Genomic DNA, 26679 nt, shown 5'->3' on the forward strand with positions numbered 1-26679 from the left:
ACGCAGCGCCATGGCTCTTACAGGACTGGACCGACTCAAGCCCTTCAAGGTTTCGATTTTTTTGACCGGAGCAACGACTTCAATAGCGCATCGACGCTCAACCGCCCGGCGCCCTGCAACAGCAGCGGCAGCAATGCGACCAGGTAAATCAATGGCAGTTTGAAGTTACCGTAGCCCTTGTTGGTGATCGCGTACCCTTGGGCCAGCTCGCCCAGGCTCGACCAATCCGCCGGCCAGTGCACGGCGGCGGTAGCGACCACGGTGACGATCATCAGCACCAGCGCCGAGGCGCGTGTGCCCAGGCCGATCAACAGGGCGACGGCGCAGATCAGCTCCGCCCCCATCGACAATTCCCAGTTCCAGCTGGCCGGCACATGGTTGAACGGGAACGGAAAGGCGGTCTGGATCTCGGCGAACCAGTTCTGGCCGTTCCATTTTTCCAGGCCGGATTCAAAGAACTCCCAGGCCAGGAACAGGCGCAGCCCCAGCGGTGCGAGCCACGAACCGGCGTGATCGAGGTTCAGGTGCAGGCCGTTCAGGGCTTTCGAGAAAGAGGCGTACATGGTTGATCTCCTCGGCTCAGGCCGCACGTTGCAGGGATTGACGCTTGTTGGCCTGGGCCAGCTTGCCCACCAGGCGGACCGCCGTGGCGGCGCATATCAGGCCGAAGGGCAGCACGTACCAGGCGCTCATCGGAATGCGCTTGAAATTGGAATAGGCAAAGATCGCCGCCAGTACCCACATGCCGGTGGTATGCAGGCGCTTCCAGGCGGTGGCGCCGATCAGCCGCGTGGTGCTTTTGAACGAAGTCAGGGCCAGCAGCAGGATAAACACGTAGCCCACGGTGCCGGGCACGTTGCCAAGGGTGGTCCGGCCGGGCCAGAACTCGGTGTTGAGCTGGCCGTACCAGTAGATCAATGCGGCGTGGACCAAATGGGAAAAGGCAAAGGCCAGCCCGATGAAGCGCCGTTCGCGCACCAGGGATTTGCTCAGGGGCGAGGGCACCAGCACGGCGAACGCCGACGCTGTAAAGGCCAGCAGGAACAGGACGAAGGACGAACGGGCGGTCGCGCGAATGGCACTGCGCACGCCTTCTGTGAGGTCTGGATTGAAGATCAGGACCAGCACGGTCATCAGCAATACCAGGGCAGCAAGCAGGCTGAACAGCGACCAGCCCTGGTAACGGAAAGCAGGCGGCGTTGCGGTGGCGGTAGGCATGGGGAAGCTCCTTGGATGGCCCGGCATCGTGGTGGCCGGGAATAGAAGGAGTCTTTCAAGTGGGTGTAAGCGGGGTGTGTCGGGAAGGGGGCCGGTGTGCAAGTTTGTGTATGCGCTGTGGCGGTTGACACACTGCAATACAAACCCAATACCGAACCTTGCACCAGACCCTGTGGGAGCGAGCTTGCTCGCGATGGCGTTGGGCCATCGCGAGCAAGCTCGCTCCCACAAGGGATTCAGTAGTCTTCAGACCTGGGTATCGCAACCCAACCGCAGCTCAGCGCACAGCCCACCGCCCTCGCGGTTGCTCAAGGTCAGCGAACCGCCCATGGCATTCGCCAGTTGCTGGGCTATGGCCAAACCCAGGCCGGTGCCACCGGTTTCCCGGTTGCGCGAGCTTTCCACCCGGTAGAACGGCTTGAGCACTTCGGCCAGTTCCTGCTCGCTGATGCCGGGGCCACGGTCCAAAACCCGGATCGCCAGCTGCCCGTTGGCGGCGGGCTGGACCTGGATCTGCGCCGCGCCGCCGAACTTCAACGCATTATCCACGAGGTTGACCAGCACCCGGCGCAATGCGTGGGGACGGGTATCGATGATCGCGGCGTTCTTGCCGGACAGCTGCACGTCCTGCCCGGTGTCCTGGTAGTCGAACACCAGGCTGTCGAGAAACGCGTCCAGGCTGATCCGGCAACTGGCCTCGGTGGCGCCATGGATGCTGCGGGCGTAGGCCACGCCTTCACGCACCAGGTGCTCCATTTCCACCAGGTCGCTGTAAAGTTTGTCTTTTTCGATGCCGTCATCCATGAATTCGGCCCGCAGCTTCATGCGGGTGATGGGGGTCTGCAGATCATGGGAGATCGCAGCCAACAGATGCATGCGCTCCTTCAGATAGGCGGCGATGCGGTCCTGCATGGCATTGAAGGCCTTGGCCGCATGTACCACCTCGGTCGGGCCTTTTTCGTCCAGGCGCACGCCGTGGGCGTTGGGGTCCAGGGTTTCGACGGCCTGGGCCAGCCGGGTGAGGGGGCTGATGGCGATGCGCACGGCAAGCCACGTGCAGCCGATCAGCAGCGCCAGTTGCCCCAGCAAGACCACCGGCAGCCAGGGCGAAAGCGGTGCCATCGCCGGACGTACGTCGATGGTCAGCGGATTGCCGTCCTTGAGGCGCAGGTGCGCCTGATAGTGCATCTTCGGTCCCGGGATCTGGTTGTAGGTCAGGGCATAGGCTTCGCCCAAGGCTTCCTGGATCGAGCTGACCGATATCGGCGCGTTGTCCGGGAGCATTGGCATGCCAGGCTGGCCCTCATCAAGCACATAGCCGTAGTTGCGTCGCGCAAGCTTTGGCAGCCACGCGGGGCGTTCGGCGGCAGGCAGGCGATCGAGGATCGCCACGGACGTCGAGACGTCAGTCTCCAGGTTGCCGAGCATGGTGTTCTTGGCGCTCTCGTAGCGTTCGTAGTATTGGACGCCGAACGACAAACCCTGGGCCAGGACCAGACCGATCAGGAAAATCAACGACAAGCGCGAGGCGAGGGTACGCGGCCACCGCAGAGACAGGGTCATACCGAGGCCTCGAGGATCTCCACCGGCAGCGAGAACACGTAACCTTCACTGCGTACCGTCTTGATGTACGCCGGCTCGCGGGCGTCGTCCAACAGGCGTTGGCGCAGGCGACTGACCAACAAATCGATGGAGCGGTCGAACAGGTCCGCGTCACGGCCCTGGGTCAGGTTCAACAACTGGTCGCGGTTGAGTACCCGCTGTGGATGGTCGAGGAATACCCGGAGCAAGCGGTATTCGGCGCCGCTCAGGGCCACCATGGTGCCGTCGCTGTCCAGCAGGTGGCGAGCGGTGGTATCCAGCCGCCAACGGCCAAACGCCAGCAGGCGCCCGCTCTCGGTGACCACCAGGTTAGGCGGCAACATGCGCGTGCGGCGCAGCACGGCGTTGATCCGCGCCAACAGCTCCCGGGCGGCGAAAGGCTTGACCAGGTAATCGTCCGCGCCCATTTCCAGGCCGATGATGCGGTCGGTCTCGTCGTTGCGAGCGGTGAGCATCAGGACAGGCGTGGCCTTGTGCTTGCCGGCCCGCAGCTCCCGGCACAACACCAGGCCATCGTCGCCGGGCATCATGATATCCAGCACGATCAGGTCCACCGGAGTGGTCTCCAGAAAGGCGCGCATTTGCCGGCCATCCGCGACCACGGTGGTGCGCAAACCGTTCTTTTGCAGGTAGTTGCCTACCAGCTCCCTGATCTCGCGATCGTCATCCACGATCAGCACATGATCGACATGATCCATGGTGTTCTGCCCCTTGGCGTTTTGGTGTGGGTCAGTCTACAGCCAGCAGCCGGCCTGGCTCGCGACGGTTTGTATTGCAGTGTATCTGGCGCGTGGCGGATACACAGCGATGCAAAAAGCCACCTGCTCGATACAGGCGCGATACGTGGGGGGCATTCAATGGCATCCATCGAGGCGACACAACCGGCCTCTGCGACAAACACCCATTGAATCGAGGACCGCACCATGAACACCAAAGCCATCTACGCCGCCTGCCTGTTCGCCGCGCTGAACATCTGCACCCTGTCGGCCCGGGCCGAAAGCACCGCGCCGGCGCACACCTACACCTACGGCACACACCTGGATGTACGCAAAGTGCTGTCCCTGAGCGAAGATCCGCAGCCAGCCTGTGGCGTGGTCAACGCCCACATGACCTACCTGGACTCGGCGGGCCATGAGCAGGCGCTGGATTACCGCAAGCTCTCCGATAACTGCACCAACCAGAACTGACCTTCGCCAGCCTTTATATTGAGGTGTTGCCATGCTTCTGATCGCATTTCTCGGCGGGATCCTGACGATCCTCAGCCCTTGTATCCTCCCGGTGGTGCCGTTCCTGTTCGCCCGGGCCAATCAATCGCGCCGTTCGGTGTTGCTGACGCTCGCCGGCATGGTGCTGACCTTTGCCTTGGTGTCCAGCCTGGCGGTGGCCAGCAGCGAATGGGTGATACGCGCCAGTAGCGTCGGCCGGCAGGTCGCCTTGGTGGTGATGGTGCTGTTTGCGCTGTCGCTGATGTTCAGCCGGGTGGGCACTTGGCTGGCGCGGCCGCTGGTCAGCCTGGGCAACCGTCTTGACACCGGTGCCGGGCGGATGGGCGGGCCTCTGGCGTCAGTGTCGGTCGGTGTCGCCACCGGGTTGCTCTGGGCGCCGTGTGCCGGGCCGATCCTCGGCGTGATCCTGACCGGGGCCATGCTGCAAGGCGCCAGCGCCCAGACCAGCCTGTTGCTGCTCGCCTACGGCCTGGGCAGCGCCCTGTCGCTGGGTACCCTGATCCTCGCCGGTCGAGGCCTGATCGGTCGGTTGAAACTCTCGCTGCCGATCACCGCCTGGCTGCGCCGTGCCACCGGGGCAGTGGTGTTGCTGGCCGCCGTGGCGATCGGCACTGGGGCGGATGACCGGTTATTGGCTGCGACGTCGTCGCAACAGTCGGCCAGCCTGGAAAAAAGCCTGTTGGAGAGCGTGCCCAAAGCCATCGACTATGTGGTGAGCAAGGCCAGCGCGAGCGCCATGCCGGACCTCGAAGCCCAAGGCACCATGCCTTCGTTGGACGGCGCGGTGCAATGGCTCAACTCGCCGCCGCTGAGCAGCGAGTCGTTGCGGGGCAAAGTGGTGCTGGTGGATTTCTGGACCTACGACTGCATCAACTGCCAGCACACGCTGCCGTATGTGAACGAGTGGGCGAAGAAATACGAAAAGGACGGGCTGGTGGTTATCGGCGTTCATACCCCGGAATACGGCTACGAAAAGATCATCGACAACGTACGCGCACAGGTGCGCAAGCTGGACATCCAGTACCCGGTGGCCATCGATAACCGCTATGCGATCTGGCGTGCCTTCAACAACCAGTACTGGCCGGCCCATTACTTCATCGATGCCAAGGGGCAGGTGCGCTATAGCCACTTCGGCGAAGGGCGGTATGGCGAACAGGAACAGGTGATCCAGCGATTGCTACAAGAGGCGAAGTCTGGATAAAAATACTATTTATCAAGAGGTTATAGTGTCTATATAAAGTTGTTTGTACGAATAGACATAGGCTTGAGAACGGCGCGCCAATGCTGGCCCCTTGCTCCCTGAGTTGAGGTCAAACTCCTTTCATTTCAGAAAGTTGGACGACAAACCTATGCGTGTTTCTATCTGGATCGCGGCGGCCATGCTCATGGCCGCCGTTTCGCATGAAGCCCAAGCCAGGGCGCTGACGGCAAACCAGCAATCGGTGTGTCGCTGGGGTTCGGACATTGCCGCTGGAGCGCAGGCGTCCAAGCTGTCCGGAGTGAGCCTGTATGGGGCGCGCAAGAAGCTGCAGGTGCGCAAGTTTTCCCGGCCCTGGATGCGCATGACCGCCCTGGGCATCACCGAACAGACCTACAACAGCACCTCGCGGCTCAAACCTGCCGCGGTCAAGCAGACCTACTACGAACAATGCGTGCGCCATGAGCTGGCGCGACGATAAGCCATCAGCCCTGGCTACTGCCGTAATACCGTTCACTTGAGAAAAAGACGATCCCGTGGCGAGGGAGCTTGCTCCCGCTGGGCCGCTAAGCGGCCCCATACCTGCCGAATGCAGAGCTTCAGATACATCGCATTCTTCGGTTTTACGACTGCTTCGCAGCCGAGCGGGAGCAAGCTCCCTCGCCACAGCTGTCTGGCGACCTTTAGTGAACAGCGTCAGGACGCCTGCCGGGCATCTCGATCCCGTGCTGATGCACCCGTCGATATAGGGTCGCTCGGGAAATGCCCAGCGCCCGGGCCGTCGGGGTAGGTTTCCAGCGATGACGCACCAGGGCGTCCAGCAACGCCTGGCGTTCAGGGCTGGCGCTGGGCTCCGGCCCATGATCGGCGGCGTCCGTGGTGTGCAACGACTCGGGCAAGTGGCTAAGCTGGATCACGCTCGCCTCGCAGACCGCGCAGGCATAGCGCAGCACATGCCGCAACTGGCGGACATTGCCCGGCCAGTGATAACCCAGCAGGCATTCCAGCGCGGCACCGCTGAGTTGCACCGCACCGCCGCACAGCGCCGACTCTTCTTCAAGGATTCGATTGATCAACGGCAGCCGGTCGGTGCGTTCGCGCAGCGGCGGCAGCTGGAAGCGGGCGCCGCCGAGACGGAAATACAGATCCTCGCGAAACTCGCCGGCCGCCACCAGCGCCTCCAGGTCGCGGTGGGTGGCGCAGATCACCTGGATGTCCACGGCCTTGCGCCTTGAAGCCCCCAGTGGCGCCACTTCGCCTTCGGCCAGCACCCGCAACAGGCGGGTTTGCAAGGCGAGCGGCATGTCCCCGATTTCATCGAGGAACAGCGTGCCGCCATCGGCCTGCTGCAACAGACCCTGCATGCCCTTGGCCGAGGCCCCGGTGAAGGCACCGGCGACGTAGCCGAACAGCTCACTCTCGATCAGGCTTTCCGGTATGGCCGCGCAGTTCAAGGCCACGAAGGGCCGATCGCGGCGCTGGCTGGCCTGGTGCAACTGGCGGGCGAAGACCTCCTTGCCGGAACCGGTTTCGCCCTGGATCAGCACCGGCAGGTTGCGATCCTTGACCCGCACCGCCAGGTTCAGGCTGTCGGCCAGGCGTGGATCGAGTTCGGTGGGAGTCATCGCGACGCGCTGGCGAGGCTTGGCCCGGCGCCGTGGCGCGCTCAGGCGGCCATGCAAATCGACATCGAGTGGGTAGAGGCTTTCATCCCGGGCCCGGTGCAGCAATTGCGGGTCGAAAACCTGGCTGATGTGGCGAGGCAACTGGCCGTAGCGTTGCATCAGGTATTGGCGCGCCGCCGGGTTCAGGGCTTGCAGGCAGCCATCGTCGTCCCAGGCAAGCAGCAGATCCGGCTGGCTGTCGACGTACCCCGCGTTGCGATGGGCCCGCAACACCCAATAACCCTGGGCGCTGCTCATGAAAAACGCCTGTTCGATCTCCCGGGCGCTCTGCACCACCATTTGCCGGATCAGGTGCTGGGAACGTCGATCATCCGGCGAGCGCACCGCCGAGACGTCCAGCACGCCGAGCAGCTCGCCCTGCGGATCGAAGACCGGCGCGGCGGAGCAGGTCAGGCCAATGAATGCCGCGCGAAAGTGATCACGCTTGTGCACCGTCACCGCAGTCTTGGCCGTGAGCACCGCCGCCACGCCACATGTGCCTTCTTCGCCTTCCGACCAGCACGTACCCAGGTAGAGCCCGGCCTTGCGGCAGTCGTTGCGAAGGGTGGTTTCCACCCGGTAATCGATGGTCTGGCCCTGGGCATCGGTCAGCAGCACGCAATAGTCGGCATCGCGCACCCGGCCGTGCAGGCGCGCCACTTCGTCGCTGGCGATATTAAGGAACAGCTCCGAGCGCTCGCGGCATTGCTTGAGCACGTCGTGGGACAGGATCCGTGGGCCCTGCAGCGAGCCGGGGTCCAGGTGATGTTGCTCCATGGAGCGGCGCCAGGAGTCGAGGATCAGGTCCGGCACGGGCAGTTGCGGCAGTTGGGCGGCGTTCTTCAGCACGCGGCTGATGCAATCCACGTGCGCCCTGGAGTGAGCGGAAAGCATAGGGGCCTCCGGTTCAGCTTCTTGTCATTGTCGGCACATTAAGCGCTGATCGCCGGGCGCAGACAAGCCCGACGGAGCGCAGGCAACCCGGTGAGACACCACGTCTCAACGTCTCGCGGTTTCGTCGTGCAGGCTGGCATGTGGCGTCTCACCGGGCCTATGGCCAATGCTTGCAGCGGAGCGCCGCAAGTGCTCTGGCTCGGGGCTTTGCGTCCAGTTTCCGGCTATTGGCACCGCCCTTGCTCTAGGCCTTGGACCCACCCGTTGGGCTTCCAATAATAAAAAGAGGTGCCTATGACTTGCACGCCAAGCCCGTTGACTGTTCCCGCCACGGTGGCGCCATGAGCCGCCGTCCGCTCACCGTCGGCATCATCGCCAACCCCGCATCGGGCCGTGACGTGCGGCGGTTGACCGCCAACGCCGGATTGTTCTCCAGCACCGACAAGGTCTCGGTGATCCAGCGCTTGCTGGCGGCGTTTGGCGCCACCGGCATCGAGCAGGTGTTGATGCCCACCGACATGATCGGCATGGCCGCCGCCGTGCTGAAGAACAGCCACAGCCGCCAGGCCCGCAGTAGCCATTGGCCGGCCCTGGAGTTTCTCGACCTGACCCTGCGCCAGACCGTCGAAGACACCCGCCGCGCCGCACGCCTGATGGCCGAGCGCGAGGTGGCGCTGATCGCCGTGCTCGGCGGCGACGGCACCCACAAGGCTGTCGCCGCCGAAGTGGGCGACATTCCTCTGTTGACCCTGTCCACCGGCACCAACAATGCCTTCCCCGAACTGCGCGAGGCCACCAGTGCCGGGCTGGCAGGTGGGTTGTACGCCAGCGGTCGGATCCCAGACGCGATCGGTTTGCGCCGCAACAAGCGCTTGCTGGTTTGCGACGCCGGGCGTGGTTTGCGGGAAGTCGCTCTGGTGGACGTTGCCGTATCGCCGCTGCGCTTTGTCGGCGCGAGGGCGATCAGCCGCGCGCAAGACCTGGCCGAAGTGTTCGTGACCTTCGCCGAACCGCAATCCATCGGCCTGTCGGCGCTGTGCGGGTTGTGGTTTCCGGTGTCTCGCCAGGCGCCGGGCGGTGCCTGGATGCGCCTGGACCCGCAATCCCCTGAAGCGCTGCTGGTGCCGCTCGCGCCGGGCTTGCTGCAAGGTTGCGGCGTGCTGGCCGCCGGGCCTCTGGAGCCCGGCGTCGCCCATGGCTTGTCGCTGTCCGCCGGCACCTTGGCCCTGGATGGCGAGCGGGAAATCGAATTCAACGTCCATGACCGGCCCACGGTCACCCTCGATGCCGGCGGCCCGCTGAGCATCGACGTCAACGCGGTGCTCACCTACGCCGCGCAACAGCGCTTGTTGGCCATTGGTCGCGAGCACCCGCAACACCCCTCGAACCTTCAAGAAGACACGCCTGGAGAATAAAAATGTCGACATCGCTCAACCATGATCAATTACTGCACGCCTATCAGGTCATGCGCACCATCCGCGCCTTCGAAGAGCGCCTGCACGTGGAATTCGCCACGGGGGAGATCCCCGGGTTCGTCCACTTGTATGCCGGCGAAGAAGCCTCGGCCGCGGGCGTCATGGCCCATCTCGGGGACGACGATTGCATTGCCTCGAACCACCGTGGTCACGGCCATTGCATCGCCAAGGGCGTGGATGTGTACGGGATGATGGCCGAGATCTACGGCAAGAAAACCGGCGTCTGCCAAGGCAAGGGCGGCTCGATGCACATCGCCGATTTCGAAAAAGGCATGCTCGGCGCCAACGGCATCGTCGGCGCCGGTGCGCCACTGGTCGTCGGCGCTGCCCTGGCGGCTCGGCTCAAGGGCACCGACAGCGTCGCCGTGGTGTTTTTCGGCGACGGCGGTTCCAACGAAGGCGCAGTGTTCGAAGCCATGAACATGGCCTCGGTGTGGAACCTGCCATGCCTGTTCATCGCGGAAAACAATGGCTACGCCGAAGCCACCGCGTCCAATTGGTCAGTGGCCTGCGACCACATCGCCGACCGCGCCGCCGGCTTCGGCATGCCCGGCGTGACCGTCGATGGCTTCGACTTCTTCGCCGTCCATGAAGCCGCCGGGGCCGCCGTCGAGCGCGCCCGTGCCGGGGAAGGGCCGTCGCTGATCGAGGTCAAGCTGACCCGCTACTACGGCCACTTCGAAGGCGACGCCCAGACCTATCGCGCACCCGACGAGGTCAAGCATTTCCGCGAAAACCAGGACTGCCTGATGCAGTTCCGCGAGCGCACCACCCGGGCCGGGCTGCTCACAGTCGAGCAGTTGGACCAGATCGACAAAGAGGTGCAAATGCTGATCGAAAATGCCGTGTACAAGGCCAAGTCCGATCCCAAGCCGGCGGCGTCCGACCTGCTGACCGACGTCTACGTCAGCTACCCCTGAACGCCCCTGAAAACAACAAGAGAGAATCCCATCATGGCGAGAAAAATCAGCTATCAGCAGGCAATCAACGAAGCCCTGGCCCAGGAAATGCGTCGCGACTCCAGCGTGTTCATCATGGGTGAAGACGTGGCCGGCGGCGCTGGCGCACCCGGTGAAAACGATGCCTGGGGCGGCGTGCTCGGCGTCACCAAGGGGCTTTACGACCAATTCCCCGGGCGGGTGCTGGACACGCCGCTGTCGGAAATCGGCTATGTCGGCGCGGCGGTCGGCGCCGCCACCTGCGGCGTGCGCCCGGTGTGCGAACTGATGTTCGTCGATTTTGCCGGGTGCTGCCTGGACCAGATCCTCAACCAGGCGGCGAAATTCCGCTACATGTTCGGCGGCAAGGCGTCCACGCCCCTGGTCATTCGCACCATGGTCGGCGCCGGCCTGCGCGCCGCGGCCCAGCATTCGCAGATGCTCACTTCGTTGTGGACACACATTCCGGGACTGAAAGTGGTGTGTCCGTCATCGCCCTATGACGCCAAGGGTCTGCTGATCCAGGCCATTCGCGATAATGACCCGGTGATCTTCTGCGAGCACAAGTTGCTCTACAGCATGCAGGGCGAGGTGCCGGAAGAGCTCTACACCGTGCCGTTCGGCGAGGCCAACTTCCTGCGCGACGGCAAGGACGTGACTCTGGTGTCCTACGGGCGGTTGGTCAACACCGCGATGGATGCGGCACGCAACCTGGCCGGACGTGGCATCGACTGCGAAGTCATCGACCTGCGCACCACCAGCCCGCTGGACGAGGACAGCATCCTTGAAAGCGTCGAGAAAACCGGACGCCTGGTGGTGATCGACGAGGCCAACCCGCGCTGCTCCATGGCCACCGACATCTCGGCGCTGGTGGCGCAAAAGGCCTTTGGCGCGCTCAAGGCACCGATCGAGATGGTCACTGCGCCGCATACGCCGGTGCCGTTTTCCGACTCCCTGGAAGACCTGTACATCCCCGACGCGGCAAAAATCGAGCAAGCCGTGCTCAACGTGATCGAGTGGAGCAAGCACTGATGAGCCAGATTTTTACCCTGACCATGCCCAAGTGGGGCCTGTCGATGACCGAGGGCCGGGTCGATGCCTGGCTCAAGGAAGAAGGCCAGGCCATCACCAAAGGCGATGAAGTGATGGACGTCGAGACCGACAAGATCTCCAGCAGCGTCGAGGCGCCATTTTCCGGCGTATTGCGCCGCCAGGTGGCGCGCCAGGATGAAACCCTGCCGGTCGGCGCCTTGCTCGGCATCGTCGTCGAAGGCGAAGCCAGCGACGCCGACATCGACGCGGTCATCGAGCAGTTCCAATCCAATTTCGTGCCTGGCGACGCGGCTGACGAGGACAGCGGCCCGAAACCGCAGAAAGTCGAGGTGGACGGTCGGCTGATCCGCTATTTCGAGCGCGGCGAGGGCGGTACGCCGCTGGTGCTGGTGCACGGTTTTGGTGGTGACCTCAACAACTGGCTGTTCAACCATGAAGCCTTGGCCGCTGGGCGCCGGGTGATTGCCCTGGACCTGCCAGGGCATGGCGAATCGGCGAAAACCCTGGAGCGCGGTGACCTCGACGAGCTGAGCGGTGTGGTGCTGGCCTTGCTCGATCATCTGGACATCAACGCGGCCCATCTGGTCGGGCATTCCATGGGCGGGGCCGTTTCGCTGAATGCCGCGCGCTTGATGCCGCAGCGCTTGCGCTCACTGACCCTGATCGGCAGCGCCGGCCTGGGCGCCCAGATCAACGGCAGTTACTTGCAAGGCTTCGTCGACGCCGCCAACCGCAACGCCCTCAAGCCACAGCTGGTGCAACTGTTCTCCAATGCCGAGCTGGTCAACCGGCAGATGCTCGATGACATGCTCAAGTACAAGCGCCTGGAAGGTGTGGACGTGGCCCTGCGCCAATTGGCAGAGAACTTGTTCAAGGACGGCCGCCAGCAAGTGGAGCTACGCGAGGTGGTGCAGGCCGGCCATGTCCCGACCCTGGTGATCTGGGGCAGTGATGACGCCATCATCCCGGCGGTCCACGCCGAAGGGTTGAGTGCCCAGGTCGAAGTGCTGCCGGGCCAGGGCCACATGGTGCAGATGGAGGCGGCCGAGCAGGTCAATCGATTGATTATCGAGTTCATCGGACAGCACTGAACCAGCGGGCGGCGGTTGAGTCGTCGCCCTATGAAAAATCCTGGAGGTAACGCTATGAACGTTTCAATCAAGCCGACCCGCAGCATGCGCGCCGCCGTTTGGCATGGCCGTAATGACATCCGCGTCGAAGACGTGCCGCTGCCGGTTTCACCGCCCGCCGGTTGGGTGCAGATCCGCGTGCAGTGGTGCGGCATCTGCGGTTCGGACCTGCACGAGTACGTGGCGGGGCCGGTGTTCATCCCGGTGGACGCGCCACACCCCCTGACCGGGATCAAGGGCCAGTGCATCCTCGGCCATGAGTTCTGCGGCGAGATCGCCGAGCTGGGCGAGGGCGTCGAAGGTTTCAACGTCGGCGAACCAGTGGCCGCCGATGCCTGCCAGCATTGCGGCACCTGCTATTACTGCACCCATGGGCTCTACAACATCTGCGAGAACCTGGCTTTTACCGGGCTGATGAATAACGGTGCGTTTGCGGAGTTGGTCAATGTCCCGGCCAACCTGCTGTACAAACTCCCGGCCAACTTTCCTGCCGAGGCTGGCGCGTTGATCGAACCGCTGGCGGTGGGCATGCACGCAGTGAAGAAGGCTGGCAGTTTGCTTGGCCAGAACGTCGTGGTGGTCGGCGCCGGGACCATCGGCCTGTGCACGATCATGTGCGCCAAGGCGGCCGGCGCGGCCCAGGTCATCGCACTGGAAATGTCCGGCGCGCGCAAGGCCAAGGCCCTGGAAGTCGGGGCCAGCCATGTGATCGATCCCAATGAGTGCGACGCCCTGGCCGAAGTTCGGCGCCTGACCGGCGGCCTGGGCGCCGATGTCAGCTTCGAGTGCATCGGCAACAAGCACACCGCCAAGTTCGCCATCGACCTGATCCGCAAGGCGGGCAAATGCGTGTTGGTGGGGATTTTCGAAGAACCGAGCGAGTTCAACTTCTTCGAACTGGTTTCAACCGAGAAGCAGGTGCTGGGCGCATTGGCCTACAACGGAGAGTTCGCCGACGTGATTGCCTTCATCGCCGACGGACGCCTGGACATCTCGCCGCTGGTGACCGGGCGCATCCAGTTGGAAGAAATCGTCGGCCAGGGCTTCGAGGAGTTGGTAAACAACAAGGAACACAACGTGAAAATCATCGTGTCACCCGCACGGATCTGACGGCGCCTGAAGTGGGCGATTTGGCGATGGCCGGAAGCGGCCATCGCCTTTTTTTCAATGCTCGTTCAGGTGTAGGCCAGCAAGCGCCCGCAGCCGATCACCGCGATCCACAACGCCACGGACAGCAACGCCTGGAGCTTGGCCAGGCTCGGCGCCGTGACGTGGGTATTCCATTGCTGGACGGAGCGGTAGGGCACCAGATGGAACAGCAGGGCATTGACGCCTGCCGCCGCGATCAGGCACAGCTTGAGAATGAACACGTTGTTGCTGGCGAAATCATGAGGGTGCGCACTGAACATCATCAAGCCGGCAGGCACGATCAACAGCAGGGCCCCGACGGCCCATCGCAGCAGATGGCGAGCCAGTGCGGTCACGGCGATGTCCCTGGACAGCCCGAGGACGCGCAGGTCGAACATCACCACCGCGCCCACCAGTATCGAGAACCCGATGATGTGTAGCACTTCCACCAGCGGATAGAGCCATAGCTCGCTGCGCATGGCCGAGGCCAGGGGCGAGTCGCCCAATCGGTCCATCCAGCCTTGCGCGACCGGGCCAGTGACCTGCATCAGCGCAGCTCGGTGGTTCTGTCGTCGATGGTGATGCGTTCGGCGCGAAGCTCGTCAGGCTTGTTTTTATTGGCGTAGCCGACCACGGTGGCCCGGTTACCGGCTTTGAGCATGTCTTTGGTCAGCCCCCGATTTTCCATGCGAGAAGGCGGCGCGAGCACGACGAACCACGTCTTTTCCGTGGTTTGCAGGCGCATGGTCCCGTGGGGGTGGGAGTAACCGGACTCCTTGATCGTACCTTCGAGCGTCAGTGGCTTGCTGGCGTCGTATTCGCTCCAGCCATGGTGGGCAAGGGCGGCGGTGGCGACCAGCATCGTGGACAAGCCGATGCAACGAAAGATCAGGTTCATGGCAAGGTCTCCTGGGTTATCGATTCAATCGGGCTGGTACTCTCGCCAGACCCGCTGCTCGTCGAGTTGCAGCAACTGTTCCTCCTCTTCGCGGAAGCGGCGGTCGCAATCGAGGAAAAACTCGTCGAGCTGCGGCGGTTCGACGTGGGTGGCGCTGAGCATGGTGTGGACCTGGCCGCGGTGATGGATCTGGTGCTCGAACAGGTGCAGCAGTAAGCGGTCGATCCGTTCGAAAGCGTTGCCGTCGGCACGCACCAGGTCGACGGTGCGAGACAGGTCTGTGGGTTTCAGGTTGCTGCACAATGCCGCCAGTTGCCGGTCGGTCCGGTCCTGGCTTTCCCTGAGCTGGTTGAACGCCAGCATCTCGGAAAAATCCCGCTCCTGGCCCAGGACATCGCCTTTGAGGGCGGTGAGGTAATAGCGATCTACTTCCAGTATGTGGCACAGCGTGGCTTGGATGGAGGGGAAGAAACTGGTGCGGTAGGCCTCGTATTCCACGGTGTTCAGCTGTGCGCAGGCGTCCAGCAGCCTGTGATTGGCCCATTGGTTGTTCAGGGCCTGGGCCAGGAAATAATTCATGGGACGCCTCCCGTGCGTCATTGCGCCGGGGAAAAAGCGTAGCAAAGACTGGCAATAACGCCGTGTTGCTGGTCGGTTGGTCCCGTGTTTGCACCACAACCCCCTGTGGGAGCGAGCTTGCTCGCGATAGCGTCGGCACATCCAATAGAGATGCAAGCTGGACAACCGCTATCGCGAGCAAGCTCGCTCCCACAGGTTTCTCACATGCCTGAGCCTGCGCCCCGGCTTAAAGCCCCACCTCCGGCAACACTGGCCGATTGGCCAGGGCCGTGGCCATGATCTGCTCCACGTACACCCGGTCTGCTTCCGGCAGGGCCAGGCGCGGTGGGCGGGTGAGAGCGCTGCCTCGGCCGGCAATGGCTTCGCAGAGCTTGATGCACTGCACCAGGTCGGCGCGGGCGTCGAGGTGCAGGATCGGCATCAGCCATTCGTAGATCGGCATGGCTTCGGCGAACCGTCCGGCGCGGGCCAGCCGGAAGATCGTTTCACCTTCCTTGGGGAACACGTTGGACATGCCCGAGACCCAACCTTCTGCGCCTACGGCGAGGCTTTCGAGCACCACATCATCGAGACCGGCGAACAGCACGAAGCGATCGCCCACTTCATTGCGCACGTCGATGAAACGCCGGGTGTCGCCGGACGAGTCCTTGAAACACACCACGTTGTCGCAATCGGCCAGGGAAATCAGGATGTCCGGGGTGACGTCGTTCTTGTAGATAGGCGGGTTGTTGTAGACCATCAGCGGCACGTCGGCATGCCGGGCGACGTAGCGGAAATGTTCGGCGGTTTCGAACGGCTTGGAGCCGTAGACCAACGCGGGCATCAGCATCACCCCGTCGACACCGACCTTGCGCACCGCATTGGCGACTTTGGCGGCCTGCACGCTGGTGAACTCGGCCACGCCGCAGATCACCGGCACTCGGCCCCCGGAAGCGTCCACCGCCACTTCGGTCACGGCAATCTTTTCCTCCGCGCTCAGGGAAGTGTTTTCCCCCACCGACCCGCAGACCACGAGGCCGGATACGCCATCGCGAATGACGTTGGAAATGACCTGATGGGTTTTTTCCAGGTTGATGGAAAAGTCATCGTTGAATTGGGTGGTAACGGCGGGGAATACGCCGCTCCAGTTGATGCGTTGGCTCATGGGTGTCTCCTTTTGGTGTGTCTCTGTGGCGAGGGAGCAAGCTCCCTCGCCACAAGGGTTATGGGTGGGTATGAAAGTCATGCGCCGGGCCAGGTGTCCGAGAGCCGGTAGCCCTGCGGCCACGGATCGGCCGGGTCCAGCAGCAATTGGTGGGTTCCGGTGATCCACGCCCGCCCGGCGATGCACGGGTAGATCGCCGGGCGACCGGCAACGTCGGTCAGTGAGTCGATGCGGCAATGGAATTCGGAGCCGATGATCGAGCGGCCGATAAACCGTTCACCCACCTGCATCAGGCCTTTGGCGTGCAGCACCGCCATGCGGGCCGAGCAACCGGTGCCGGTGGGCGAGCGGTCGATCTTGCCGGGCTGGATGACGACGGCGTTGGCGCCGGTGGCGATGCCGTTTTCCATGACGACGGGCGCGGCGACCTGGCAGAACGAAATGTGCGACCAATCGGGATTCAAGGGGTGTACGAAGCCCAACTGCTCGTTGGCGGCCCGGGTGATCTTCAGCCCCACGGTCACCAGATCGGCGGCCTCGTCGGGGCGAATGTCGAAGCCCAGGCGCTGGGCGTCGACGATGACGAAGCTGTCGCCGCCATAGGCGGTGTCCACCTGCAATGTTCCCAGGCCCTCGACTTCGATCCAGGCATCGAGGCGGTCAGCGAAGGAGGGCACGTTCTTGATCTCGACCCGTTGCACCTTGCCGTCGCGGCAGTCGGCCACGGCCTCGATCAAGCCGCCCGGTGCCTCCAGGACCAAGCGCGTCTGGGGTTCGGTCATCGGCAGGATGCCGCTGTCCAGCAGCACGGTGGCGACGCACAACGAATTGGAGCCGGACATGGGTGGGGTGTCGGCCGGTTCCATGATGATCCAGGCCATCTGCGCCCGCGGGTCCTTGGCCGGCACCAGCAGGTTGACGTGGCGGAACACCCCGCCACGAGGCTCGTTGAGGACGAAGTTGCGCAGGGTCTGGTCCTGGGCGATCCAGCGTGATTGTTCCCAGACCGTGGCGCCGGGTGGCGGCGCGACACCGCCGACGATCACATCGCCGACTTCGCCTTCGGCGTGGCAGCTGACTATGTGGATGATTCTGGATGAGCGCATGGGTCAGATCCTTGTGTTGTCTGGTGGGGCCTCATCGTCGGATCGCCGCCCGGAGCAAGCTCGCTCCCACAGGGTTCTGTGGTGGTTAGCAGGTCATTGCGGCCTACACAAAACCCGTGTGGGAGCGAGCCTGCTCCGGGCGGCGATCCGCTATTTCACCGATTTGAGGAATGCCGCCGTCTCCGGCTGCACCGGATTGCCGATCACCTGCTCCGGCGGGCCGATCTCATGGACTCGCCCATTGCAGAAGAACGCCACGCGGTCGGATACGTCCCGGGCGAAGCGGATCTCGTGGGTCACCAGCACCATGGTCATGCCGTCTTCGGCCAGCATGCGCATGGTGTCCAGCACCTCACCGACCAGTTGCGGGTCGAGGGCCGAGGTGGCTTCGTCGAACAGCATGTAGTCCGGCGACATCGCCAAGGCACGGGCGATTGCCATGCGCTGCTGCTGGCCGCCGGAGAGCTTTCCGGGAAAGGCCTTGAGCTTGTCCCCCAGGCCCACGTGCTCAAGCTGTTTGACCGCCAGCGCCTCGGCGTCCTGCTTGGTCTTGCCCAGCACCTTGCGCGGCGCGAGCATCACGTTTTCCAGCACGGTCAGGTGGGGAAAGGCGTTCCACTGCTGGAAAACGATGCCGATCTTCTGCCGGAGGCGGTTGAGGTCGGTGGCGCTGTCGTGTACCGAGACGCCGTCCACCCGGATGCTGCCTTTCTGGATCGGCTCCAGGCCGTTGATGCACATCAGCAGGGTCGATTTACCGGAACCGGAGCCACCGATGATCGACACGACTTCGCCCTTGTCCACCGTCAGGCTGACACCCTTGACGACTTCCAGGTTGCCGAAGGATTTATGCACGTTTTCGATCTCAATCATTTTCTTGCCACCTTCTTTCCAGGCGAGCGCCGAGGCGGGCGACCACCAGGCTCATGAGGTAATAAATGAGGCCCGCGATGCACAGCACCAGCAGGGGTTCCTGAATACGCGTGACGATGGTTTGCGAAGCCCGCAGCAGTTCGACGATGCCGATCCACATCACCAGCGCGGTGTCTTTCATCACCCCCAGCACCAGGTTCAACCAGCCGGGAAACGCCACCCGCGTGGCAATCGGCAGGACGATGAAGCGCAGGTCCTGCCAGTACGTGAGCCCCAGGGATCGGCTGGCCCGCCGGGTGCTCGTCGGTACCGCCAGCACGCCACCGCGGACAATCTCGGTGAAGTACGCGGCGGCGTAGACCCCCAGCACGATGCAACCGACGGCGAAGGCGCTGAGGTCCAGGCCGACGATGCTCTTGAGGGAATTGAACAGCACGAACTGGATCAGCAGTGGCACGCTGCGAAACGCATCGAGTACCCAGGCCAATGGCAGGCTGACCCTGGGCAACAGCGCCCGCAACAGGCCGAACAACAACCCGGCCACGGTGCCCAGCAGGATCGACCAGACGGTCAATTGCACCGTGACCCAGGCACCTTCGAGCAGATACAACACGTCGTTGACGGTAAGGCTTGTAGAGAACATGTCCCGCCCTCAATAACGAAACAGGCGCCAGGACAACAGCCGGGCCAACCCGACGATCAACTTGGCGATCAGGTAATAGAGCACCGCCGCGAGGGCGAAATATTCGAAGGTGCGGAACGTCTTGACGTTGTATTCCTGGGTCACCCCGGTGAGGTCGTTGTTCAAACCGACCACCACACCCAGGGACGTCATCAACACCGCCCAGACCATCTGATTGGTCAGCGGGTAGAAAACGATGCGCAACAGTTGCGGGACGATGATCATCCGGTAGGCCTGGAACGCGCTCATGCCCAGGGTACGGGCGGCGCGCATCTGCGTGCCCGGTACGGCCTTGAGGCCGCCGCGAAAATTTTCCGCCAGGTAGCCGGCGTTGTTGAAGGTGATACCCGCCAGCAACGCAAACCACGAACTGACGTGCAGCCCGAGGGAGCCGAGGCCAAAGTAGAGGATGTAGATCTGGAACAACGAGGGTGTGTTGCGGGCGATCGACACCCAACCATTGCCGACACCGCGCAACAGCGGATGGCGTGCCTGGCGCATCACCGTCAGGACGAGGGCGATCAGCACGCCGAAAATCATCGACAACGCGGCGGTTTCGAAGGTCACCCAGGCGCCGGCGAGCATATCGGGCAGGGCGCGCAAGGCGGGGCGCCACTGGAAGCTGTAGTCAAACATGGCTCGGAGTCCCCTTGGGTGCGGAAGGTTGCAACCACTGTGGCGGCTGATCGCTGGCGGTGGCGGTGCAGGCCGCCTCGATGCAATCGGCAAGGCTGGCAAAATGCACGCCGCGCCCCACCAGGCCCGGCGCGTAGTGCGCGTATTTTCCGGAGTTGGTCATCAGGGTGGTGGCGCCCGGCGGGATGACCGGTTCGCCCAACATGCACCAACAGGTGTCAGTGACCAGCGTCGCCCCGAAAGCCTGGATCGCGTCCAGGTAACCTGCCTGGCGGGCCTGTTCCAGCACGGCACGGCCACAGGTGATCACCAGCACCACGCCGGGGTGTTTGTTCCGGCCCGAACACAGGTGTGCCAGGGCGGCGAATTCGCTGAGGGAGAAATGTGGATTGCCCAGGGAAATCACATCCACGTGGCGATGCCGGGCACTGTTGAGCTCGCGCCAACTGACAAGCAGCCCGGCAGCGTTGACGGTTTCCACCGGTAACACAGCGTCGCAGTCCAGCACATTGGCCGGGTCCAAGGCCTCGGGCGTTACCCCGGCGATGTGGAACAGTGGCCCGGCGCTGGTGGTCGCGAACGCGGCGCCAAACGCCTTCAAATCATCCCGGGTGGGCGCGGCGTCTTCCAGGCCCCGTATCAGCGGGACACGTCGTCCCGTCAGGCCGCCGATGTGATAGCCCAGCAGCGGATAAAAACTGTCGTCCATCGGGTCGGGCCTTGTCACTTCGACGATCAGCCCGGCCTTTCGCGGCCCATCGAGATGACATCCGGCCAGCGGCGCGCGACCGCACAGGGCGATGCAGATGTCGAGAAAGTCCGGGTACTTCTGCGTGCGGGCGCCGAGCACGCTGTTGGCGTAGACCACCGCGTTGGACTCGGCCCAGACAATCTGTTCGCCGGCCACGGGCGCGGTATCCAGCAAGTAGGGCGCACAGGTGAAGCTCAATTGCGCGCCCATGGCCATGTAAGCTTCACCCAAGGCGCTGGCCGGTTCGCCCAGCGCAGGGTCGACGCCCAGTTCCCGCCAGCGGCGCTGGTCCACGGATATCGAATTGAGGGTCGTGGGCACACTCACTTTCGCCCCCCACCGCACCAGTTGTTCGGCAAAGCGCAGGCTGGCCGGGCCGGTATAGATACAGCCGTCGATGTGCGCCTGGGTGATGTCCAGCAGTTGGTCGGCGCCCTGGATCTCGGCCATCCGCAGGACGATTTGCATCGCTACTTGGGCTGCCTTGCCGTGCGCGCCGTCGAGCATTGCCCGATCCCGCTCGTTCAACCGGACGGTGAACCGCATGGACGGCTGCGGGGCCATATCCGTCCCATGCCATTGATCGTTGGGCCGTCGGCCGGACAACGTCAGGCGGTTGCCCTCGACGCGCACGAATCCTTGGCCGCGCAAGCCAGCGAACGCCTCGTGGCCGATGCACAACACCGGCAGCGAGCGCTGGAAAATCACCTCGGCCACGAGTACTCCAAGGGCCAGGATCTCGTCGACTTCGGCCAGTACCAGGGCGGCCGGTGCGTGGCCGTTGCTGATGAGCTCCATCAACACGCTGCTGCCGGTGCAGGAACCCCGCCCGCTGGGAATCGCCAGCACGCGGCCGCCCAGGCGTTCGCCACTCAGAGGATGATGCCGGTCGATGATTTCGCCCGTAATGGGATCGACCCCGCCCCAGAAGCTCAGGCCAACGTCGGCGAACAACAGGGTGCCCTGGGCGGCACCCTCCACCAGGCTGCGGCCGTGCAAGCGGATAGGCGTGCTTGGCATGCCGCGATCCTCAGTAGTACACCTGGGGCACGGTCAGGTTGGCCGGCGGGATCTCGGTACCGACCCATTTGACGAACAGCTCCTTGTAGCGGCCCGTGCGCACTTGCTGGTTGACGAACAGGTTGAGGTAGTTGAGCAAGCCGTACTCGCTGCGCTTGGCGCCGAGGGACACGTAGTCGATGACATAGGGAGCATCGCCAGCGATCTTCAGGCCCTTGTACTTGCCCGACTTGATGGTCGCGGCGGCCACGGTGTTGGTCACGACGGTGGCGTCGATGTGCCCCTGGGCGACCGCCAGCAATGTGTCGTTCTGCGACTGGTAGGCGCGGAAACTGCCGCTGCCCCAACTCTTCTGATCTTTCTCCAGGGCGATGGCTTCGTAAGTGCTGCTGGTGTTTCCGAGTTTCTTGCCCTTGAGGTCGGCGTAGCTGTTGATACCGGTGTCGTCGCGGGTCAGCACCACCATCTGGAAGGCAAAGTAGGGCACGGTCAGGCCAACGGTCTTGGCCCGCTCCAGGGTGTCGGAAGTGGAAGCGACAATGACATCGGCGCGGCCCGAAAGCAGCGCGGGGATGCGGTCGGAGAATGGCGTTTCCACCACTTCGGCGTCGACGCCGAGGACCTTCGCCAGGTCGTGGCAGTAATCCACGTCGAAGCCCGCCGGTTTGTTACTTTCATCGCGAAAACCCATGGGTGGGAAGTCCAGTGTCACCGCGCAACGCAGCTTGCCCGAGCCGATGATGTCGTCGAGCTTGTCGGCATGGGCGGGTAGGGCAAGCAGGGGAAAGAGGACAACGCCAAGGGCTACGGCCAATGCAGGGTTTTTCATAAATGCCTCGCTGTCGAATAAATGCGGAGAAATATCGTATTGATGATTTCGTATACGATATTAGATAAGCAATCGACGTGCCTGATCGGGTCTTATTCCTGTGTTTTTAGTAATGCTTTGATAACCAACAGATTATGGTGGTCCGGCGGCCAGGCACCGGGCGCGCAGGTGAAAGTGAAGTGTTACAGATGGGAGCAACGGGGTGGGTTTACGCCCCCTAAAGGAACAGGCTCAACGCTGGTTGTCCCGGTACTGGCTGGGTGAAAGGCTCGTCAGCGCGCGGAACTGGCGGCTGAAGGCACTGTGATCGGTATAACCACAGCGCAGGGCGATCTCGGTAATGGGCAGATCGTGTTCCAGTAACAATCGCGAGGCCTCTCCCAGGCGCGCCTTGTGAATCATCTGCCGAGGCGTGAGCTGGAAGATGCGCTTGCAGTGTCGTTCCAGCTGCGCCACCGACGACCCGGCGATGGCAGTGAGTTCCGCCAGGCTGATGGGGCGGGCGAAGTGCTGCTTGATATGCGCGTCCACGGCCGCCAGTTGTTGGTACGCCGGATGGCTCGATTGCGGCGACTGCAAGTCACGGGAAATCCCGGCCAGGCCGACGATCCCGCCCTCAGGTTCGCGCAAGGCAAGCTTGTGGGTCAGGCACCACACCGGTTGGTTGCCGTAATAGAGGTGCAATTCGAGCTGGTCGGCCAGCTCCCGTCCGCTGGCCAGCACCCGTCGATCCTGTTCGGTGTACAGCGGGCCGAAGCGCTCCGGGAACACTTGCTCGGCAGTCAGACCGAGCAGGTCGTTGCATTGCTTGAAGCCGCAACGCCGGACCAGGGTCTGGTTGACGAATGCGTAGCGGGCTTGGGTGTCCTTGATGAAAAACACCGTGTCCGAGAGGGTATCGAGCAACGGCGCGATGGGCAGCAGACTGCGCAGCAGGGTGTCGAAGTCGCAGGGAGTGAAGGTCGTCAGCGAGGGGTACATGGGCGGCTTCGTCGTTTTGTCAGACGTGGAGTTTTGATCGAAATGAGGTGCTTGTCACGCCGTACGCGTGGCTCACTCATCTGCCAGATTAAGCAACGTCTCAACCCGTGCCGGACTGAACGGTGGACGAGGAGCCGGCGGCGCCCAGCCAAACAGATGCTCCAGCGCCGCGCCGCAAACCCTACCCTGGCAGGCGCCCATCCCGCAGCGGCTGGCAAGTTTTGCTTCGCGCCAGTCGGCATGGCTGCTCAGTTCTGCATAGGCCACGTCTTCGCAGCGACACACCAAGGTGTCGCCCCGGGCCAGGCCTTTCAAACGAGCATCTAGGGCGAAAGCCTTGTTCAACGCCAGGGCAAAGCCCTGCCATCGCGCCCGGCGAGGCCAGAGGCGTTCGGCTGCCGAGGTGTCGTCGGCGGCGACGTGACCGGCGATGGCGCCTTCCACCAGGGCCAGTTCGCTGCCACCGAAACCGGTGCACTCACCAGCGGCGTAATGATCACGGCGCGTGGTGGCCTGCCAGGCGTCGACCGCCAGGGCTTGTCCAGCCAGCTCGCAGCCCAACGCCTGACCCAGCTGGGTGTTGGGAATCAGGCCGAATCCGCAGGCCAACCGGTCGCACGCCAATTCCACAGTCTTGCCCCGCTGTTGCAGGCGCACGCCTTCGAGCTTGTCCCGTCCCAGGGCTTCCAGCACATGCGTGCCGACGCGGTAGTGGGAATCGAACAGGCTGAACGCCTGCGTCAACTTGCCCGGCCAGCGCGGCAATTGCATGGCGAAACCTGTAACGGCGGCACCGCTGGCTTGTTCGGCGATGCGCAATATTTGCGCCCCGTGATGCCTGGCCGTCGCCGCGCTGGCCAACAACAACGGGCCGCTGCCGGCAATCACCAGGCGTTCGCCGCGCACCGGCAGGCCGCCCTTGATCAGTGCCTGCAAGCCACCGGCACCGGTGACGCCGGGCAGTGTCCAGCCAGGGAAGGGCAGCAGCAGTTCCCGCGCGCCCGTGCAAAGAATCAGCCGCTCGTAGCGGATCAGCCATCCCTGCTCGGCGTTTTCCACCAACAGCGTCTTCTCGCCCGCGCAGGCAATGACCCGGGTGCCGGCGTGGCAGTACACATTAGTGCAGGCGTTCAGACGATCACGCATCCGACCCGCCTGGGCAGGCAGGCTGGCCTGGGGACCGTCGCGCCAGATCTGTCCGCCAGGGCTCGGGTTGTCGTCCAGCAGCACGATGCGCGCCCCGCTGCGTGCCGCGGCCAGCGCAGCGGCCATGCCGGCGGGGCCGGCGCCGATGATGAGGATGTCGGCGAGTTCGGTCATGGTCGGGTGTCCACGCGCATGCCGTCGCGGCACAGCGTCTGGCACGCCAGGCGCCGGCGGCCGTCGATCATCACCCGGCATTCCTGGCAGATGCCCATGCCACACAAGGGGGCCCGGCGTTGGCCGCTGACCGAAGTGCGACTGCAACCGTCAGCACCCAACGCCAATGCCGCCGCGACGCTGGTGCCATCGGCCACCGAGAGCGGGCGGCCATCGAGGAATAACTCAGGCATGGACCGCTTCTCCCAGGAAACGTTGCGGCAGGTAAGGTTGCGCGGCCAGCGGCGCGGTTTCGTTGAATAGCTGGGCGACCAGCAAATCAGCCGTCGCCGGCGCGGTCGTAACGCCGAGCCCTTCATGACCCACCGCCAGCCATAAGTCCTTGCGCTGCGGATGTTGGCCCACCAGTGGCAAGCCGTCGGGGGTCGCCGCGCGAAAGCCCGTCCAGGCGCGGATACCGTTGAGGTGCGCCAGGCCAGGCATGTAGTCCACGGCACGCTTGAGCATTTTCGCCAGCATCCAGCCTTCCACCTCTGGGTCGACATTGCCGAACTGCCGCGAAGCGCCGATGAACAGTTGTCCCGTCGGGCGCGGTTGGATGTTGCACGCCACCGACGGTCCGCTGGCGTTGTGAGCGCTGGTGACGTAACCCAGCTCAACCAAGGTATGGGTGACAGTGGCGGGGTAGCGGTCGGTGATCAACAGGTGCCCCTTCTTGGGTTCGATCGGCAGCTCCGGGCACAGCTCGGTGGCCTGGATGCCGTTGGCGAGCACGACTGCGTCGGCGCTGAGCCAACCGCCCCCTGCGAGGCGCACGCGGTGACCGTCCACTTCGCTGACTTGCGCCCGTTGATGGCGAATGTTGGCGTGATCGAGCATCCAGCGGGCGGCCGCGGGTGCGTAGAGAATGCCGTCGCCCTCGATCAGCAGCCCGCCTTCGAGGCCGGGCCGCAGTTCCGGTTCGCGCTGGAGCAGTGCGGCTCGGCCGATCAGTTCACAGGCTTCGTCATGGGCCATCAGGTTCATGTATTTGCTGTGGGCCACGGCCATCTCTTCGGCGTTGGCCGCCAGCCACAACGTGCCGTTGTTGCGCCAGGCGCAGCGTTCTGGAAGATCGGGGGCCATCTGGCGCCAGCGTCGCAGGGAGTATTGGCTCAGAGCCAGCTCCGCCGGGTTGTCATCGAGTACCAGCAAGTGGCCCATGCCGGCCGCCGTGGCGCCGTGCCAACCGGCGTCCAGCACCAGCACCTTCAAACCACGCTGGGCCAAGGCTTGCGCGCAGGCGGCGCCGATGATGCCGGCGCCGATGATGATCACGTCTGCGACATGGCCTTGGCTCACGGACGAATGCCCCAAGCGAACGGATCGTCCGGCTCGAGGAGCAAGGTGCTTTCAGCACTGATATGGGCCCGGCCGCGAATGGTCGGCACGATGCGCTCGCCTGAACGTTCATACGACCCTTCGAATTCACTGCCGATGACGCTGGCCTGGCGCCAGATCTGCCCGGGTTGCAGTTTGCCGTCGGCCGCCAGGCACGCCAGTTTGGCGCTGGTACCGGTGCCGCAGGGAGAGCGGTCATAGGCTTTGCCGGGGCACAGCACGAAATTGCGGCTGTCGGCCTGGGGATCGTCGGCGAACAGCTCGATATGATCGATCAGCCCGCCGTCCTCGCCGCGAAACCCCTGTTGCTCCAGGGCTTGTTGCACGGCGAAGGTGTAGGCGGTCAGCGCGTCCAGGTTGTCGCCCGCCACGCGTTGCCCGTGGTCGGCGATCAGGAAAAACCAATTCCCGCCCCACGCCACATCGCCAGACACCGGCCCGATGCCCGGCACCTCCAGGCGCAGCCCTTGGCGGTAACGGTAGGCCGGCACGTTGCGCACGCTGACCGAGCGATCCTCGTGCAACGTCGCCTGCACTGTGCCCACCGGTGTCTCGATGCTGTGCACGCCCGGGCCGATCCGGCCCAGATGAGCCAATGACGCCACCAGGCCGATGGTGCCGTGGCCGCACATGCCCAGGTAGCCGCTGTTATTGAAAAAGATCACCCCGGCACAGGCGTTCGGGTCCACCGGTTCGCACAGCAACGCGCCCACCAGCACATCGCTGCCGCGCGGTTCCAGGACGCACGCGGTGCGCCAGGCGTCGTGCTGCTCGGCCAGGCGCTGCCTGCGTTCGGCCATGCTGCCCTGGCCCAGGTCGGGGAAGCCATCGGTCACCAGTCGGGTCGGTTCGCCGCCGGTGTGGGAGTCGATCACGGTGATGCGTTTCATGGCGCCACGTCCGTTCAGATGAGTGGACACAAGCGTGGCGCGCGCCGGGGGGTGGAGGCTTGAT

Annotated in this window: 28 protein-coding genes; 8 read left to right on the forward strand and 20 right to left on the reverse strand. The window is 63.8% G+C overall.

The features are described from left to right. Nucleotides 1-44: 44 nt before the first annotated feature. The 4 genes from DOCECA_RS10765 to DOCECA_RS10780 all read right to left on the reverse strand — a co-directional run bounded on the left by DOCECA_RS10765 (nucleotide 45) and on the right by DOCECA_RS10780 (nucleotide 3518). Nucleotides 45-563, reverse strand: a complete 519-nt coding sequence (locus tag DOCECA_RS10765; RefSeq protein ID WP_445571951.1) for an HvfX family Cu-binding RiPP maturation protein — start codon at nucleotides 561-563, stop codon at nucleotides 45-47. A 16-nt stretch (nucleotides 564-579) separates the two neighbouring features. Then, nucleotides 580-1218 carry a ferric reductase-like transmembrane domain-containing protein gene (locus DOCECA_RS10770; RefSeq protein WP_434605846.1) on the reverse strand — a complete coding sequence of 213 codons (639 nt, stop codon included), beginning with the start codon at nucleotides 1216-1218 and terminating at the stop codon, nucleotides 580-582. Between the two features lie 246 nt (nucleotides 1219-1464). Continuing rightward, nucleotides 1465-2781: an ATP-binding protein gene (locus DOCECA_RS10775; protein ID WP_445571952.1), complete on the reverse strand. Its 1317-nt coding sequence runs from the start codon at nucleotides 2779-2781 to the stop codon at nucleotides 1465-1467. Then, entirely contained in the window at nucleotides 2778-3518 is a 741-nt protein-coding gene (locus tag DOCECA_RS10780; RefSeq protein WP_434647517.1) for a response regulator, read from the reverse strand. Before DOCECA_RS10780 ends, DOCECA_RS10775 begins: the two co-directional genes overlap by 4 nt. Nucleotides 3519-3743: 225 nt before the next feature. Between DOCECA_RS10780 and DOCECA_RS10785 the strand changes: the two genes are divergently transcribed. The 3 genes from DOCECA_RS10785 to DOCECA_RS10795 all read left to right on the forward strand — a co-directional run bounded on the left by DOCECA_RS10785 (nucleotide 3744) and on the right by DOCECA_RS10795 (nucleotide 5725). Beyond that, on the forward strand, nucleotides 3744-4007 hold the full coding sequence (locus tag DOCECA_RS10785) for a DUF2790 domain-containing protein (protein WP_434558946.1): 264 nt from the start codon (nucleotides 3744-3746) through the stop codon (nucleotides 4005-4007). Between the two features lie 31 nt (nucleotides 4008-4038). Next, entirely contained in the window at nucleotides 4039-5247 is a 1209-nt protein-coding gene (locus DOCECA_RS10790; protein WP_445571953.1) for a cytochrome c biogenesis protein DipZ, read from the forward strand. Between the two features lie 148 nt (nucleotides 5248-5395). Then, nucleotides 5396-5725 carry a hypothetical protein gene (locus DOCECA_RS10795; RefSeq protein WP_445571954.1) on the forward strand — a complete coding sequence of 110 codons (330 nt, stop codon included), beginning with the start codon at nucleotides 5396-5398 and terminating at the stop codon, nucleotides 5723-5725. A 202-nt stretch (nucleotides 5726-5927) separates the two neighbouring features. On the opposite strand, the gene DOCECA_RS10800 is transcribed toward DOCECA_RS10795, so the two are convergent. Then, nucleotides 5928-7802, reverse strand: a complete 1875-nt coding sequence (locus DOCECA_RS10800) for a sigma-54-dependent Fis family transcriptional regulator (protein WP_445571955.1) — start codon at nucleotides 7800-7802, stop codon at nucleotides 5928-5930. A 341-nt stretch (nucleotides 7803-8143) separates the two neighbouring features. On the opposite strand from DOCECA_RS10800, the gene DOCECA_RS10805 reads away from it, so the two are divergent. From DOCECA_RS10805 to DOCECA_RS10825, 5 genes are all read left to right on the forward strand, one after another. After that, a complete protein-coding gene (locus DOCECA_RS10805; RefSeq protein WP_434605838.1) occupies nucleotides 8144-9217 on the forward strand; it encodes an ATP-NAD kinase family protein in 1074 nt (357 codons plus the stop codon). A 2-nt stretch (nucleotides 9218-9219) separates the two neighbouring features. Next, entirely contained in the window at nucleotides 9220-10197 is a 978-nt protein-coding gene (locus DOCECA_RS10810) for a thiamine pyrophosphate-dependent dehydrogenase E1 component subunit alpha (RefSeq protein ID WP_434647506.1), read from the forward strand. A gap of 33 nt (nucleotides 10198-10230) precedes the next feature. Next, nucleotides 10231-11247 carry an alpha-ketoacid dehydrogenase subunit beta gene (locus DOCECA_RS10815; RefSeq protein ID WP_434558936.1) on the forward strand — a complete coding sequence of 339 codons (1017 nt, stop codon included), beginning with the start codon at nucleotides 10231-10233 and terminating at the stop codon, nucleotides 11245-11247. Further along, nucleotides 11247-12359: an acetoin dehydrogenase dihydrolipoyllysine-residue acetyltransferase subunit gene (locus DOCECA_RS10820; protein ID WP_434558934.1), complete on the forward strand. Its 1113-nt coding sequence runs from the start codon at nucleotides 11247-11249 to the stop codon at nucleotides 12357-12359. The genes DOCECA_RS10815 and DOCECA_RS10820 overlap by 1 nt, the downstream gene beginning before the upstream one ends. Nucleotides 12360-12443: 84 nt before the next feature. Next, complete coding sequence (locus DOCECA_RS10825) at nucleotides 12444-13508, forward strand: 2,3-butanediol dehydrogenase (protein ID WP_434651124.1); 1065 nt, start codon at nucleotides 12444-12446, stop codon at nucleotides 13506-13508. 65 nt (nucleotides 13509-13573) lie between these two features. On the opposite strand, the gene DOCECA_RS10830 is transcribed toward DOCECA_RS10825, so the two are convergent. The 15 genes from DOCECA_RS10830 to DOCECA_RS10900 form a co-directional block, all read right to left on the reverse strand. Continuing rightward, complete coding sequence (locus DOCECA_RS10830; protein ID WP_420763853.1) at nucleotides 13574-14074, reverse strand: DUF6644 family protein; 501 nt, start codon at nucleotides 14072-14074, stop codon at nucleotides 13574-13576. Continuing rightward, nucleotides 14074-14424: a DUF6152 family protein gene (locus DOCECA_RS10835; protein ID WP_434647504.1), complete on the reverse strand. Its 351-nt coding sequence runs from the start codon at nucleotides 14422-14424 to the stop codon at nucleotides 14074-14076. Before DOCECA_RS10835 ends, DOCECA_RS10830 begins: the two co-directional genes overlap by 1 nt. Before the next feature lie 24 nt (nucleotides 14425-14448). After that, entirely contained in the window at nucleotides 14449-15003 is a 555-nt protein-coding gene (locus DOCECA_RS10840; protein WP_445571956.1) for a DinB family protein, read from the reverse strand. Nucleotides 15004-15229: 226 nt separating this feature from the next. Next, on the reverse strand, nucleotides 15230-16147 hold the full coding sequence (locus DOCECA_RS10845; protein ID WP_420763856.1) for a dihydrodipicolinate synthase family protein: 918 nt from the start codon (nucleotides 16145-16147) through the stop codon (nucleotides 15230-15232). A gap of 77 nt (nucleotides 16148-16224) precedes the next feature. Then, on the reverse strand, nucleotides 16225-17253 hold the full coding sequence (locus DOCECA_RS10850; protein ID WP_434647502.1) for a trans-3-hydroxy-L-proline dehydratase: 1029 nt from the start codon (nucleotides 17251-17253) through the stop codon (nucleotides 16225-16227). Between the two features lie 150 nt (nucleotides 17254-17403). Further along, complete coding sequence (locus DOCECA_RS10855; RefSeq protein WP_420763858.1) at nucleotides 17404-18126, reverse strand: amino acid ABC transporter ATP-binding protein; 723 nt, start codon at nucleotides 18124-18126, stop codon at nucleotides 17404-17406. Continuing rightward, a complete protein-coding gene (locus DOCECA_RS10860) occupies nucleotides 18119-18769 on the reverse strand; it encodes an amino acid ABC transporter permease (protein ID WP_420763859.1) in 651 nt (216 codons plus the stop codon). The genes DOCECA_RS10855 and DOCECA_RS10860 overlap by 8 nt, the downstream gene beginning before the upstream one ends. Nucleotides 18770-18778: 9 nt before the next feature. Then, on the reverse strand, nucleotides 18779-19444 hold the full coding sequence (locus DOCECA_RS10865) for an amino acid ABC transporter permease (RefSeq protein WP_445571957.1): 666 nt from the start codon (nucleotides 19442-19444) through the stop codon (nucleotides 18779-18781). Next, nucleotides 19437-21215, reverse strand: coding sequence for a cis-3-hydroxy-L-proline dehydratase (gene lhpI, locus DOCECA_RS10870; protein ID WP_445571958.1), 1779 nt, complete (start codon nucleotides 21213-21215; stop codon nucleotides 19437-19439). Before lhpI ends, DOCECA_RS10865 begins: the two co-directional genes overlap by 8 nt. Nucleotides 21216-21225: 10 nt before the next feature. Continuing rightward, nucleotides 21226-22044 carry an ABC transporter substrate-binding protein gene (locus DOCECA_RS10875; protein ID WP_420763862.1) on the reverse strand — a complete coding sequence of 273 codons (819 nt, stop codon included), beginning with the start codon at nucleotides 22042-22044 and terminating at the stop codon, nucleotides 21226-21228. A gap of 231 nt (nucleotides 22045-22275) precedes the next feature. After that, on the reverse strand, nucleotides 22276-23025 hold the full coding sequence (locus DOCECA_RS10880; RefSeq protein ID WP_445571959.1) for a helix-turn-helix domain-containing protein: 750 nt from the start codon (nucleotides 23023-23025) through the stop codon (nucleotides 22276-22278). Nucleotides 23026-23097: 72 nt separating this feature from the next. Beyond that, nucleotides 23098-24345: an FAD-dependent oxidoreductase gene (locus tag DOCECA_RS10885; RefSeq protein WP_434702001.1), complete on the reverse strand. Its 1248-nt coding sequence runs from the start codon at nucleotides 24343-24345 to the stop codon at nucleotides 23098-23100. Next, the gene (locus DOCECA_RS10890) at nucleotides 24342-24578 is read right to left on the reverse strand and encodes a 2Fe-2S iron-sulfur cluster-binding protein (protein WP_420763865.1); all 237 of its coding nucleotides are present in this window, start codon (nucleotides 24576-24578) and stop codon (nucleotides 24342-24344) included. The genes DOCECA_RS10885 and DOCECA_RS10890 overlap by 4 nt, the downstream gene beginning before the upstream one ends. Then, on the reverse strand, nucleotides 24571-25686 hold the full coding sequence (locus tag DOCECA_RS10895) for an NAD(P)/FAD-dependent oxidoreductase (RefSeq protein WP_445571960.1): 1116 nt from the start codon (nucleotides 25684-25686) through the stop codon (nucleotides 24571-24573). Before DOCECA_RS10895 ends, DOCECA_RS10890 begins: the two co-directional genes overlap by 8 nt. Beyond that, nucleotides 25683-26615, reverse strand: coding sequence for a 4-hydroxyproline epimerase (locus DOCECA_RS10900; RefSeq protein WP_445571961.1), 933 nt, complete (start codon nucleotides 26613-26615; stop codon nucleotides 25683-25685). Before DOCECA_RS10900 ends, DOCECA_RS10895 begins: the two co-directional genes overlap by 4 nt. Between the last annotated feature and the right edge of the window lie 64 nt (nucleotides 26616-26679).

Source organism: Pseudomonas sp. E102 (assembly GCF_052660185.1).